We start from the raw sequence: 12,610 nt of genomic DNA on the forward strand, positions 1-12,610 counted from the left end.
AGGGCTCTTCTCCCCGGGGCAGACTCCATATCCCAACATGAAAGAACGGGTGGAAGAGCATGGCTCCTCCACCCGTTCTTTCATTTACAGACACAACATGCCCGGAACACCGGGCTGACCCTGTCAGCCCGGCTCCCTTTCAGCCTGTCAGCTCAGTGTCATCAGCTCGGCATTGCCACCGGCAGCTGCCGTATTGACGCTGACCACCCGCTCCTGCAACAGGGCTTCCGGCTGCAACGTCACACTGTCAGCCCAATAGACCAGCGGAACAGGTGCATCCGGGTTCTTCAGATGGTCTGCAACGATCTGCCACAGCCCTTCATTGATGGTCTCCGTCAGGATGACGGAACATTTTTCCACATCCCCCAGAGAATCTGCTGGCTTGATCACCTCCCGCAGAACATCAGGCAGCGTATCCAGAGAGGCAATGACCGCAGGAGCAGCCAGCGCCACGACCTCATTCCCGCAGCTGATCGCATAGCTGATCATACGCTTCAGGCCGGTAGGTGTCTCTGCCACAACCAGCACACGGCCACGGGGCTCAAGCCTGTACGTATTCCGCTCACCTACAGGAGAAGGAAGCTCCAGACGGCAATCCAGCAGGCCATGATCCATCCATGGCGTCACCTCACGGACCAGCTCACGGTCATCCGTTCCCAGCCACAACAGCCAGGACCGTGCCATGGCAGGCATGGCGTCCGGTTTGGCCAGCAGCGTACGGGGCGCATGGGCGAGCTGCCGACGCAGGGCCAGAGGACCACCTGCCTTGGGGCCAGTCCCTGAGAGGCCATGACCACCAAACGGCTGGACACCGACAATCGCCCCGACAATGTTGCGGTTGACGTAGATGTTCCCAGCCTCGACACGCTCGACCAGATAGTCGATCCGGGACGGAACACGGCTATGCACGCCGAAGGTCAGCCCATAGCCGCCCGCATTGCTACGGGTGATCAGGGCCTCCAGCTCTTCACGCTGGTAACGCAGCACATGCAGCACCGGGCCAAAGATTTCACCCCCCACATCAGCGATCGCATTGACCTCGATCAGTGTCGGCGGAACAAAGGTGCCGTCAGCCGTTTCGTCCTTCACGACCGGCGCCTGGAAGACCGGATGGTTACGGCCACGCAGCGCCTCAATGTGATCGACAATTCCCTTGCGGGCCACTTCACTGATGACCGGCCCGACATCCGTGGCCAGCTTGGCCGGGATGCCGATCCGCAGTTCTTCCATGGCGCCCTTCAGGAGGGAAATGATGCGATCGGCTGCATCGTCCTGCACGCAGAGAACACGCAGGGCGGAACAGCGCTGGCCGGCACTGTCGAAAGCGGAGGCAACGATGTCCTTCACCACCTGTTCTGGCAGGGCCGAAGAATCAACCACCATGGCGTTCAGGCCACCCGTCTCCGCCACGAGCGGCACAGGCTGCCCATTGCGCCCGAGACGGCCAGTCAGCTGGCGGGCAATGATCTGCGCCACAACCGTGGAACCGGTAAAGAGCACACCAGCGATGCGCTTGTCCGCCACCATGGCAGCACCGACATCACCCTCACCCGGCAGGAGTTGCAGGACCTCTTCCGGCACGCCAGCCTCATGCAGAAGTTTGACGGCCTCCATGGCGATCAGCGGCGTTTCTTCTGCCGGTTTGGCCAGAACGGTATTACCAGCTGCCAGAGCGGCAGAGACCTGCCCAAGGAAAATGGCCAGCGGGAAGTTCCAGGGGCTGATGCAGACAACTGTCCCCAATGGGAGGTGGGTCTTGCTGCTGAACTCACGCCGGACCGTCCCGCCATAATACCGGAGAAAGTCGATCGCTTCCCGTACCTCAGCTACGGCATTGGGATAGGACTTGCCAGCCTCCCGGACAGCCAGCCCCATATAGGCGATGTAGCGCTCCTCAAGCAGGTCGGCCGCACGCTCAAGAATGGCGCCACGGTCATCAGGGGACCGGGCTGCCCACTCCTCGAAAGCTCCCTCAGCAACATCCACAGCACGAGTGACATCCTCTGGCACGGCGAATGTCACTGTCCCGACCTGGTCACTCCGCTCCGCCGGGTTCGTCACCGGGTGGACAGGGCGTTCGGCCTTGCCAAGGCCCGGAACCAGCGGAGCCGCCTCATAATGCTCCGGCAGTCCCTCAAGCCCCTTTCCAAGGCGGGCCAGAACGAGATCATCATTCAGGTCCATGCCCTTCGAATTGTGGCGGTCAGGCTCAAACATGTCGAGCGGCTTGCTGATCTCAGCATGAGGGGCCCCAACCGGAGTGTAGGACCGGGTTGTCTTGACCGGGTCCTACACCAGCTTCTCCAGGGAAATCTTCGAATCTCCCAGAAGATTGATAAAGGACGAATTGGCTCCATTCTCCAGCAGGCGGCGGACCAGATAGGCCAGCAGCGTGTCATAGGTTCCGACCGGGGCATAAATGCGACAGGGGCGACCCAGATGTTTCTGCCCTACGACGCTTTCATAAAGAGCCTCGCCCATGCCATGCAGGCACTGGAACTCGTACTGCCCCTCGTGGAAGTCCCGGCCAGCCATGGCGTAGATGGACGCCACCGTGCGGGCGTTATGCGTGGCAAACTGGGGGAAAACGGCATCACCAGCGGCCAGCAGCTTGCGGGCACAGGCGATATAGCTGACATCCGTATGACATTTGCGGGTGAAAACCGGGAAATCCGGCACACCATCAATCTGGGCCTTTTTCAGCTCGGTATCCCAATAGGCCCCCTTGACGAGGCGGACCATGATGCGATGGTGCGTCTCACGGCCAAGAGCGATGATGTAATCCAATACGGCAGCGGCACGGCGGCCATAGGCCTGCACAACAAAACCGATGCCATCCCAGTCGGCCAGCTCCGGGTCACGGCAGAGTGCGTCCAGAATATCCAGGGACAGATCCAGACGTTCGCTTTCTTCAGCGTCAATGTTCAGGCCGAGATTATAATGCTTGGCACGTACGGCCAGTGCCTTGACCGTCGGCAGCAGCTCACCCATTACACGCTCACGCTTGGCACGCTCGTAGCGAGGATGCAGGGCAGACAGCTTGATGGACAGGCCGGGGCGCTCATAAACCGTGTTGCCCCTGGCCATGGAGCCGATCGCCTCCAGAGCGGCATGGTAGGAGGCCTGATACCTCTCGGCATCGTTACGGTCCAGCGCTGCCTCACCCAGCATGTCGTAAGAGTAGTTGAAGCCCTGGGCCTGCCGCTTGTGGGAATCCTTCAGCGCCCCCTCGATGGTCTGGCCCAGCACGAACTGCTGGCCCATCATCTGCATGGCAAACTGCACGGCTTTGCGGACAACCGGCTCACCCCGTTTGCGCAGCAGGTCATGAATTGCCCCCATGCGCTTTTTGGGGGATACAAGACGGCTCGTGACATCAAGCCCCCAAGAGGCAGCATTGATGATCAGCCCACTGTCACGCCCCATATGGGACAGCCAGTCACCGACACTAACCTGATCCCGGATCAGAGCATCCCGGGTTGCGTGGTCAGGAGTACGCAGCAGGGCCTCGGCCATGCTCATCAGTGCCACACCTTCGGCGGAACCAAGGCTGAATTCCTGCACCAGCGTCTCAACCAGACCGGGCCGACGGTGATCACGCAGATTGCGGGCCAGAGCAAGGGCCACCTTGCCAGCCACGATCTCCTCGTCAGGTTTCAGTTCAGCGGCGGGAAGAAGCGCTTCCACACACTCCTGCTCTGGATACCGGATCTTCTCGGCGATGGCCTTCCGCAGAGCAGAACGTTCCGGCAATGAACCAAAATGACGTGCAAAATAAGCCATAGCAAACCTTCAAGCTGATCGCGTGACAACCACTTCCTGTTGTTAGAGGAGAAGGAACTTCTCTATCTCCAGCCAGACCATGAAACATGGGGTGTTGTCCATATCCAAAAATGCGATTCGCACAAATTATATTCGGGTTACGAAACGTTTCCGAATGCCAGAAAGGCAGCACGGCAAGGAATGTCCGTCCCTCCGCTTCAATCGACCGCCCCTGCAAGACGGAACAACCCTCCCGAAGGGCTGGATAAATATTGTGTGAAGGCTTGGGGAAACAGTGTGTTTCATCCCCTCAGGCAAGGATGAAACCACCCCCCAGAACACGGTCACCCTCATACATCACGCAGGCCTGACCAGGGGCTGGCAGGGCGGGTTCATCCAGCTGCACCTCGGCCCGGTTCCCCTCCAGGGGCCGCACCAGGGCCTGCCGCAGCCCTTCCCGTGCCCGCAGCTGTACACCACAGCGCACACCCTCTGCCGGGGCGTCAATCAACCAGTTCATATCCCGCAGGCGAACGGTCCGGCGGCCTTCATCACTGGTCACCTTCCGGCGGGGGCCAACAATGATGCGGCGGGAGGGCACATCAATGGCCGTGACCATCTGGCGCTCCCCCGTCCCCGTATGAATATCCCCCAGACGACGGCTCTGGCCAACCGTATAACGGGCAATGCCCTCATGACGGCCCAGCACGGTCCCGTCTTCAGCCACAATGTCACCCGGCCCTTCAATCTCCGGCCGCATCTTCTCCACCAGCCCGGCATAGGAGCCGTTCGTGACAAAGCAGATATCCTGGCTGTCCCGCTTGGTGGCCACATCCAGCCCCAGCTCCTCCGCCAGAGCACGCACATGGGCCTTGTCGGGCATCTCGCCCAGCGGGAAGCGCAGGAACTCCAGCTGCTCACGGGTCGTGGCAAACAGGAACCAGCTCTGGTCCCGGTCCCGGTCCACCGGGCGGTGCATCTCCACACCTGCCGGGCCTTCCAGCCGACGTACGTAATGACCGGTTGCCATGGCCTCACAGCCGAGGTCCCGGGCCATGTTCAGGAGGTCCGTGAATTTAACCCCCTGATTGCAGGCCACACAGGGAACGGGGGTCTCCCCCCGAGCGTAGGAATCGGCAAAACTCTCGATCACACTTTCCCGGAAGCGGCTCTCCGCATCGATGACGTAATGGGGAAAGCCGATACGCTCGGCGACCATGCGGGCATCCATGATGTCCCGTCCAGCACAGCAGGCCCCAGGCTTTGCCGGACCGCTATGGTCGTAAAGCTGGAGGGTTGCTCCGATGACCTCATGGCCCTGCCGCTTCAGCAGGGCTGCCACCACGGAACTGTCCACCCCACCAGACATGGCCACAAGGATGCGCATGACTGGAAACCTCAGCCAGCCTTGGGAAGATGGACGACAAGACCGTCCAGCTCTTCCGTCATGACGATCTGGCAACCCAGACGGGATGTCTTCTCCAGCCCGAAAGCGAGGTCGAGCATGTCTTCCTCATCATCAGTCGGGCTTTTCAACTTGTCCGCCCAGGCCGGGTCCACGATCACATGACAGGTCGCACAGGCGAGCGAGCCTTCGCAGGCCCCTTCAAGGTCGATATTATTCTCATGGGCGATCTCCAGCACGGAGAGACCTGCCTGTGCCTCCACCTCGTGGCGGCTACCATCACGCTCAACAAAAACCATCCGGGGCATAAGTCCCTACTCCCTGTATCCATGCAGCGGTCTCACCTCCCGGCAAGGCCCTGCCCAAAACGGGCCACTGCGCACTCCACATCACCTGCCGAGGTAAAACGTCCCACCGACAGGCGCAAGCTCCTGCGTGCCTCCGCCTCTGTCAATCCCATTGCCCTGAGGACATAGGATGGTGCCCCAGATGCCGCTGAACAGGCCGAACCGGATGAAAAAGCAACCCCCGGCACTGCTGCCATGACCTGCTGGGCCTCCAGCCCGGCGGGCAGGCACACATTCAAGACGCCCGGCAGCCGTGGGGCAGGCGCACCATTGAGACGCACCACCGGGAACAGCTGCCGCATACCCTGCCACAGCCTCTCCCGCAAGCCCGCAAGACGGTCAGCCTCCTCCTTCCCGCTCTCCACGGCCAGCCGGGCAGCCTTCCCCATGCCGATGATCAGCGGGACCGGCAACGTGCCAGAACGCAGGCTGCGCTCCTGCCCGCCGCCTGAAAACAAAGGTAGCAGCCGCACACGGGGCCGCCGCCGGACATACAGCGCTCCCACGCCTTTGGGACCATATATCTTGTGTGCCGAAAATGAAGCGAGATCGACACCCTCCAGCGTGCAGGGCAGCTTGCCGAACATCTGGGCCATGTCCACATGCAGCAGGGCGCCGGCCTGCTTCACCAGCGGCATGAGGCGGTCAAGGTCCTGCACCACACCTGTCTCGTTGTTCGCTGCCATGATGCTGACCAGCAGCGCGGGTGTCTTCAGGGCCTCTGCCAGACGATCCGGTGACAGGCGGCCATCCGGCTCCACCGGCAGGATGACAGGCTCAAACCCCTCGCCCTCCAGTGACCGTACAGCTTCCAGCACACATTTATGCTCCGTTGCCACGGTGACAAGGCGCCGTCGCCCATCACCCTGTTCCTTCAGGAAACGGGCGGCTCCCTTGATGGCCAGATTATTGGCCTCCGTTGCCCCGGAGGTCCAGATCAGCTCCTGCGGGCTGACGGCGAGAGCCCCGGCAAGCTCCTCCCGGGCCTGCTCCACGGCCGCATTGGCCTTCTGCCCCGGCAGATGCAGGCTCCCTGCGTTGGCGGGATACTGTGTGAACCATGGCAGCATGGTCTCCAGCACGGCTGGATCACACGGAGTCGTAGCAAGGTAATCCAGATAGATCACATCAGCTTCAGGTTGCACGGCCACCTCCCTGGAGAGAGCTGCGTTTTAAAAGGCCACGTCCGGCAAAACGCTGGGCCATGAGAGCATAAACCTGCCCAAATGCCCTGACAGCTCCAGCTTCGGCATTCCACGGCAGCGAGACACGAATGGCCTGCCCGGCTGCCTCCCCCTGCCCCATGGCCTCCAGCACATGGGATCGGGCCACCTTGCCGGATGAACAGGCCGAACCGGCTGAAACGCAATATCCCTCGATATCCAGCGCCATGAGCTGCATCTGGGCCGCCACACCGGGCAGGACCGCACTGATGGTATTGGACAGCCGGGCCACACCATGCCCCATGATGAGGGCTCCAGCCTGCACCATGACACCCTCCAGCTCATCCCGCAGCGCCTCCAGGAGGGTCCAGTCCTGCTTCCGGCTCTCCTCAAGGGCGGCGGCCATACCCATGTGGGATGCAAGGGCCGGTGTGCCACCCCGCCGTCCCCGTTCCTGCCCGCCACCGGGCAGCAGGGGAGCCAGGGGCCTGTCCTCCGGCAGCAGCAGGGCACCGGCCCCCTTGGGACCACCCATCTTGTGGGCGGACAGGGCCAGACTGGCCCCCGCCAGGGACCCGTCTTTCAGAGCCAGTGAGAACTCGTCCCGCTCCTGCATCCGGCCTGCAGCCTGTACGGCATCGACATGCAGAAAGGCACCATGCTGGCGACAGAGAGAGGCTACATCCCGCAGGGGAGCGTATACCCCCGTCTCATTATTCGCCGCCATGATGCAGACCAGCGGCCCCGGCCGATCACCTGTTCCGGGAGTATGGGCTGCCAGCATCTCCTCCAGCGCCATGCAGTCGATCACCCCCTGCCCGTCAACCGGAATGAGGGACGCCTCCGGGGCAGCTTTGCGGATGGCATCATGCTCGGTGGCACCAATGAGAATGGCACGGCCTTCCGCCCGACCAAAGCCATGCAGGGCAAGCGTATCCGCCTCCGTTCCCCCTGACGTGAACACACAGCAGTCAGCCTCCCTGCCAAAAGCGGAGGCCATCGTCTGGCGGGCTTCTTCCAGCATGATGCGGGCCCTGCGTCCTGCGGCATGGACAGAAGACGGATTCCCTGTCTGCTCCAGCCCGGCCAGCATGGCAGCCCGTGCAGCAGGCCGCAGGGGTTCGGTTGCATTGGCATCGAGATAGACAGGGCCCTGCTGCACAGCTGTATCCTGAACCATGAAAAAAACCTTCTGCTCCGCTCATGCACATCCGGGACAGTGCCTTTCCCGCAAGCCCCATGACAAACCCTGCCCAAACAGGATGATAGATACAATCTTCTTTACCATTTTGAAAAAACCAGCGCAGAAGAGTCGATTTTGGTAGAAATCACGAGGATGGAACCGATATACAACGCCGGTATGTTCTTCCCGGACTGGGGCCGTGCCTTCTGCCCGGGGCGTAAAATCATGCCCGGGCCCGGACAGGGACCCGGGCGTTATCGGTTCGCATAACCGCTCTGGGCCTTCAGCAGGCAACGGGGTGGACAAAGAAATGAGAGACACATGCCTGAAGTCATGTTTGCCGGCCCGGATGGGCGGCTCGAAGGCCATTACCATCATTCTGAAGACCCCAACGCCCCTCTCGCCCTGATCATCCATCCACATCCGCTGCATGGCGGGACGATGAACAACCGCATCGCCTACACCATGTACCGCCGTTTCCAGACCATGGGCTTTTCTGTCCTGCGCTACAACTCCCGTGGGGTTGGCCGCTCCCAGGGGCGGTATGATGGTGGAATCGGGGAAATCTCCGATGCCGCCGCTGCGCTGGACTGGATGCAGATGATCAACCCCAACTCCTCGGAGCTGTGGATCGCCGGTTATTCCTTCGGTGCCTTCGTGGGGATGCAGCTGCTCATGCGTCGGCCAGAAATCCGTGGCTGGATCAGCGTCGCTCCTCCGGCTGACGATTACGATTTCAACTTCCTCGCTCCCTGCCCGTGCAGCGGCCTGATGATCGCCGGTGGAAAGGACAGCATGGCCCCCGAGCCCGTCATCCGCAAGCTGGTGGACAAGCTGAACACGCAGAAGAATGTCACGGTGGATTACCGTGTTTTCCCCGAGGCCGATCATATCTTCTCCCAGCAGGCAGAACTGATTGCCGATGCGCTGGAGGACCATGTGACGACCCGCCAGCGGAATCTCTTCGCCCCTGAAGACGCCATGATCCAGCCTGCGGCAGAGGCCGTGGGCTAAGCCCGCTCCGCCCCGACAGGACAGCCATCAGGAAAGATGCCCTTCATGACCGATACATCACTTAAAAGCCCATTCCTGCGGGAAGCCCAAGCCCGTGGGATGATCTTCCAGTGCACCGATTTCGAGGCGCTGGACGAGCTGATGCTGGCAGGTCCCGTTACGGCCTATATCGGTTTTGACCCCACGGCAGACTCCCTGCATGTGGGCAATGCCATGTCGATCATGATGCTGCGGCTGCTCCAGAAGCACGGGCACAACCCCATCGCCCTGATTGGCGGCGGCACGGCAAAGATCGGTGATCCATCTTTCCGTGATGAGGCCCGCTCCCTGATGACGGACGAGACCATCACCCACAATCTTGCCGGGCTGCGGGCCTCTCTGGGACAGTTTCTGGATTTTGAGGATGGGGCGTGCCGTCTCGTCAACAATGCGGACTGGCTGGACAGGCTCTCCTACATCAGCCTGCTTCAGGATGTCGGGGTGCAGTTCTCCGTCAGCCGGATGCTTTCCTTCGAAAGCGTGAAGCAGCGGCTAGACCGGGAACAGGGACTGACTTTCCTTGAATTCAACTATTCCATCCTTCAGGCGTTCGACTTCCGGGAGCTGTACCGCCGCCACGGGGCCATTCTCCAGATGGGCGGGTCCGACCAGTGGGGCAACATCGTCTCCGGCATCGACCTGGCCCGCCGCACGGATGGGGCACGCCTGTTCGGGCTGACAACGCCGCTTGTCACCACCTCCTCCGGGGCCAAGATGGGCAAGTCCGCCAACGGAGCCGTGTGGGTCCGCAAGGAGCGGCGGCCTGTCTTCGATTACTGGCAGTTCTGGCGCAACACCGAGGATGCCGACGTGGGCCGCTTCCTGAAGATGTTCACGGACCTGTCCGTGGAGGAATGTGAACGCCTCGGTGCGCTGGAAGGGGCAGAGATCAACGAGGCCAAGAAGATTCTGGCCACCGAGGCCACGGCCATCTGCCACGGCCGTGAAGCCGCCGAGGAAGCTGCCGAAACCGCCCGCAAGGTGTTCGAGCAGGGCAGCGTCCAGGCCGCCCTGCCGGAAGTTGCCGTGCCCGCCAGCCTGTTTGCCGAGGGTGTGCCTGCCTTCAGGCTCTTTGCAGAGGCAGGCCTGGCCGCCAGCGGGGGCGAGGCACGCCGTCTTATCCGTGGCGGTGGTGCCCGGCTGAATGACGTCGTCATCAAGGATGAGAACCAGACCGTCACACCCGCCGACCTGACGGACGGCACGCTGAAACTGTCCTCCGGCAAGAAGAAGCACATCCTCATCCGGGTTGGGTAACATCCCCCCGGCAGGCGGAACAGAACAGACACGACAGCACGATACCTGTCGTGTTCAGCGTTCCTGACACCCTTATAGTGGGACATGCTCCAGCACCCAGTCCACCTTCTGCTGGCGTCTGGACGCTTTGGCGGCCCTGCCCCCGGCTTCAGTTGCCTCTTCCTCAGCAGGCGGCAGGGGACGGCCAGGGCAGGACTGGACGACAATCTGGGCTGTCTGTTCCGGCACGCCCCGTCCCATGTAAAGATCATCCTCCAGCATGATCACCCCACCTGTCTGACGGAAACGCCACAGCTCTGAAGGCGCATGAAGCAGGATATCATCATCCTCCCGCTCCACACGGACATCGGGATGGATGTGGAACCGCAGCATGAAAGACACATCCCGCTCCCCCTCCACCGTTTCACTGCCACGCAGCTCCTCCCCGGATGGTTCCAGAAACAGGGAACGGGACCAGAGGACACCGTAGGACGGGTAGTACCCATTATGCGACAGATGGAGTTCCTGAACACGACCCTGCCGTTTCTGTTCGCAGCGTACCTGTGAGGGACGGCGGGTCACGTGGCCATCATTCCCGAAATCGGACGAGGATTCACCATCCACGACCAGAATCGTATGCGCTGCCGAACTGCGCAGGGCCCGCCGCCAGGGGCCGCCCTCCGCTGCCCCACAATTGACGAACAGACGCTGCCGGTCGTGGGAGAACTCAAAGGACAATGTACCGGCATGGGCCATACCATCCATCCCCTGCGGCGGTGGTGCGGCGGCATCCACCAGCAGCAGGGCCCTTCCGGCTGTCAGGCGGGCAAAACCGCCCCGGCTCAGGCTGGAGGCCACTACCTTGTATCGCTCTGCCTGCTCCAGCAGAGCCTGCACGGCTTTCGCACCACGCTCCTGCGACCCATTGAACAGGGCCAGCCCCCCATCCCCATGGCAGAAGGCCCGCAACACGGCACAGGCCCGCCCCAGCATCACCGGGACACAGTCTGGTGGCATCCACTGCAACGTGGTGAACATGCCCTGAATGGCTGTCAGCTCCTGCACGCAACGATACTGGGCCTCCGGGCTGCGCTCGGCCACAATGCCCTCATCACCCAGCAGGCGCTTCAGCTCCAGCGGCAGCTGCTGCTCAAACCGTTTGAAGAACCCATCATAATACGGCACGGCCATATAGACGGCCAGCAAGCCCCGCAGAACAGCCAGCCCTTCCCACCCCATGGGAGGCAGAGGCAGCATGGCCGAAAGGCGACGGGCCTCCTTCACGGCGGCATCCAGCACCAGCTGCTGCGTCCCTTCCGTAGCCGTGGAAAGGCAGAACTCATAATGCCCCAGCCAATTGGCCAGCCGCCGCCCCATCACGCTGCTTTCCCGGGCGACAGGATCAGCCGGGGGGCGGTCTGCCCATGATGCCACCATGGAGCGCGCCAGAAGCCGGGCTCCATTCGTACCAAAGGTCCGCAGGTCCTTCAGCCAGTCAAACCCATAGAACCAGCGCCGGACATCCTCCGGCCAGCTATTGCTCTGCCAGACCCCCCGCAGGGGCAAGCTGTAGGTTTTCTGGGCAAAACGGAACACACCCCCCGTCAGCAGGGCGCCCTGGTCCACATCGCCCTCTTCCCTGTCCTGATAGAGACAGACAGGGCTTGTCCCCTCATGCTGCCGCTGGGGCAGGGAGACGAGCAGCAACCGGAAATACCGCCTGAAGGACCTAAACAACCATCATTCCCCTGATGGGGCCAGTGTGGCAGGCTTGGCCGCCGCACGCAGGCCCCGGATCGCTGCCGCCCGGTCATCCCTGCCGAAAATGGCTGAACCAGCCACCAGCATGGTTGCTCCGGCTTCTGTCACCAGTGGGGTGGTGGTCTCATCAATACCACCATCCACACCCAACACGATGTCACGGCCGCTCTGCCGGATCATCCCGGCAAGGGTCCGTATCTTGGCCAACTGGCCATGCAGGAATTTCTGCCCTCCGAAACCAGGATTGACCGTCATGACCAGAATGATGTCCACCATGTCCATGACCTCGGAGAGAGCCTCCGGCGGCGTGGCAGGGCAGATGGCCACACCTGCCTTGCAACCCAGCGCATGGATGCTCTGGAGAGTACGGTGAAGATGGGCATTCCCCTCCACATGCACGGTGATGTGGTCCACTCCCGCTTCTGCCATGGCAGCCAGATAGGGATCTGCCGGCTCGATCATCAGGTGGGCATCAAAGCGCGCCCTGCTGTGAGGGCGCAGCGCCTTGATGACGGGCATACCAAAGGAAATGTTCGGAACAAAATGCCCATCCATGACATCAAGATGCAGCCATGGTGCCTCCGCCACACTGCCCATTTCATGACGCAGATTGGAGAAATCGGCGGCAAGCAGGCTCGGTGCGATGATGGGCATGTAACCTCTCTCTGAAAACTGAAGATGCATATTTTCATCCGATATT

Annotated in this window: 10 protein-coding genes; 2 read left to right on the forward strand and 8 right to left on the reverse strand. The window is 61.7% G+C overall.

The window, feature by feature from the left end:
- Nucleotides 1–147: 147 nt before the first annotated feature.
- The 6 genes from ASO19_RS09210 to ASO19_RS02480 form a co-directional block, all read right to left on the reverse strand.
- Complete coding sequence (locus tag ASO19_RS09210) at nt 148–2,217, reverse strand: L-glutamate gamma-semialdehyde dehydrogenase (RefSeq protein WP_258036051.1); 2,070 nt, start codon at nt 2,215–2,217, stop codon at nt 148–150.
- A gap of 72 nt (nt 2,218–2,289) precedes the next feature.
- Nucleotides 2,290–3,783, reverse strand: a complete 1,494-nt coding sequence (locus ASO19_RS09215; RefSeq protein ID WP_258036050.1) for a proline dehydrogenase family protein — start codon at nt 3,781–3,783, stop codon at nt 2,290–2,292.
- A gap of 289 nt (nt 3,784–4,072) precedes the next feature.
- A complete protein-coding gene (mnmA, locus tag ASO19_RS02465; protein WP_103765322.1) occupies nt 4,073–5,149 on the reverse strand; it encodes a tRNA 2-thiouridine(34) synthase MnmA in 1,077 nt (358 codons plus the stop codon).
- Between the two features lie 11 nt (nt 5,150–5,160).
- The gene (locus ASO19_RS02470) at nt 5,161–5,475 is read right to left on the reverse strand and encodes a ferredoxin family 2Fe-2S iron-sulfur cluster binding protein (RefSeq protein ID WP_043559617.1); all 315 of its coding nucleotides are present in this window, start codon (nt 5,473–5,475) and stop codon (nt 5,161–5,163) included.
- Between the two features lie 32 nt (nt 5,476–5,507).
- Nucleotides 5,508–6,641 carry a cysteine desulfurase family protein gene (locus ASO19_RS02475; RefSeq protein WP_086431859.1) on the reverse strand — a complete coding sequence of 378 codons (1,134 nt, stop codon included), beginning with the start codon at nt 6,639–6,641 and terminating at the stop codon, nt 5,508–5,510.
- A 7-nt stretch (nt 6,642–6,648) separates the two neighbouring features.
- Nucleotides 6,649–7,857, reverse strand: a complete 1,209-nt coding sequence (locus tag ASO19_RS02480) for a cysteine desulfurase family protein (protein WP_086431858.1) — start codon at nt 7,855–7,857, stop codon at nt 6,649–6,651.
- A gap of 324 nt (nt 7,858–8,181) precedes the next feature.
- Here ASO19_RS02480 and ASO19_RS02485 point away from each other — a divergent pair, with 324 nt between their 5' ends.
- Complete coding sequence (locus ASO19_RS02485; protein ID WP_043559620.1) at nt 8,182–8,874, forward strand: alpha/beta hydrolase; 693 nt, start codon at nt 8,182–8,184, stop codon at nt 8,872–8,874.
- Nucleotides 8,875–8,919: 45 nt separating this feature from the next.
- The gene (gene tyrS / locus ASO19_RS02490) at nt 8,920–10,170 is read left to right on the forward strand and encodes a tyrosine--tRNA ligase (protein WP_043559705.1); all 1,251 of its coding nucleotides are present in this window, start codon (nt 8,920–8,922) and stop codon (nt 10,168–10,170) included.
- Between the two features lie 72 nt (nt 10,171–10,242).
- On the opposite strand, the gene ASO19_RS02495 is transcribed toward tyrS, so the two are convergent.
- On the reverse strand, nt 10,243–11,886 hold the full coding sequence (locus tag ASO19_RS02495; RefSeq protein ID WP_052349005.1) for a heparinase II/III family protein: 1,644 nt from the start codon (nt 11,884–11,886) through the stop codon (nt 10,243–10,245).
- 3 nt (nt 11,887–11,889) lie between these two features.
- Complete coding sequence (rpe, locus tag ASO19_RS02500; RefSeq protein WP_081847690.1) at nt 11,890–12,564, reverse strand: ribulose-phosphate 3-epimerase; 675 nt, start codon at nt 12,562–12,564, stop codon at nt 11,890–11,892.
- Between the last annotated feature and the right edge of the window lie 46 nt (nt 12,565–12,610).

Source organism: Parasaccharibacter apium (assembly GCF_002917995.1).
GTDB lineage: Bacteria > Pseudomonadota > Alphaproteobacteria > Acetobacterales > Acetobacteraceae > Bombella > Bombella apis.

What these genes read in the sequence shown, in the direction of transcription:
- ASO19_RS09210 (WP_258036051.1), bottom strand. Translation starts at nt 2,217, where the DNA reads ATGTTTGAGCCTGACCGCCACAATTCGAAGGGCATGGACCTGAATGAT.
- ASO19_RS09215 (WP_258036050.1), bottom strand. Translation starts at nt 3,783, where the DNA reads ATGGCTTATTTTGCACGTCATTTTGGTTCATTGCCGGAACGTTCTGCT.
- mnmA (WP_103765322.1), bottom strand. Translation starts at nt 5,149, where the DNA reads ATGCGCATCCTTGTGGCCATGTCTGGTGGGGTGGACAGTTCCGTGGTG.
- ASO19_RS02470 (WP_043559617.1), bottom strand. Translation starts at nt 5,475, where the DNA reads ATGCCCCGGATGGTTTTTGTTGAGCGTGATGGTAGCCGCCACGAGGTG.
- ASO19_RS02480 (WP_086431858.1), bottom strand. Translation starts at nt 7,857, where the DNA reads ATGGTTCAGGATACAGCTGTGCAGCAGGGCCCTGTCTATCTCGATGCC.
- ASO19_RS02485 (WP_043559620.1), top strand. Translation starts at nt 8,182, where the DNA reads ATGCCTGAAGTCATGTTTGCCGGCCCGGATGGGCGGCTCGAAGGCCAT.
- tyrS (WP_043559705.1), top strand. Translation starts at nt 8,920, where the DNA reads ATGACCGATACATCACTTAAAAGCCCATTCCTGCGGGAAGCCCAAGCC.
- rpe (WP_081847690.1), bottom strand. Translation starts at nt 12,564, where the DNA reads ATGCCCATCATCGCACCGAGCCTGCTTGCCGCCGATTTCTCCAATCTG.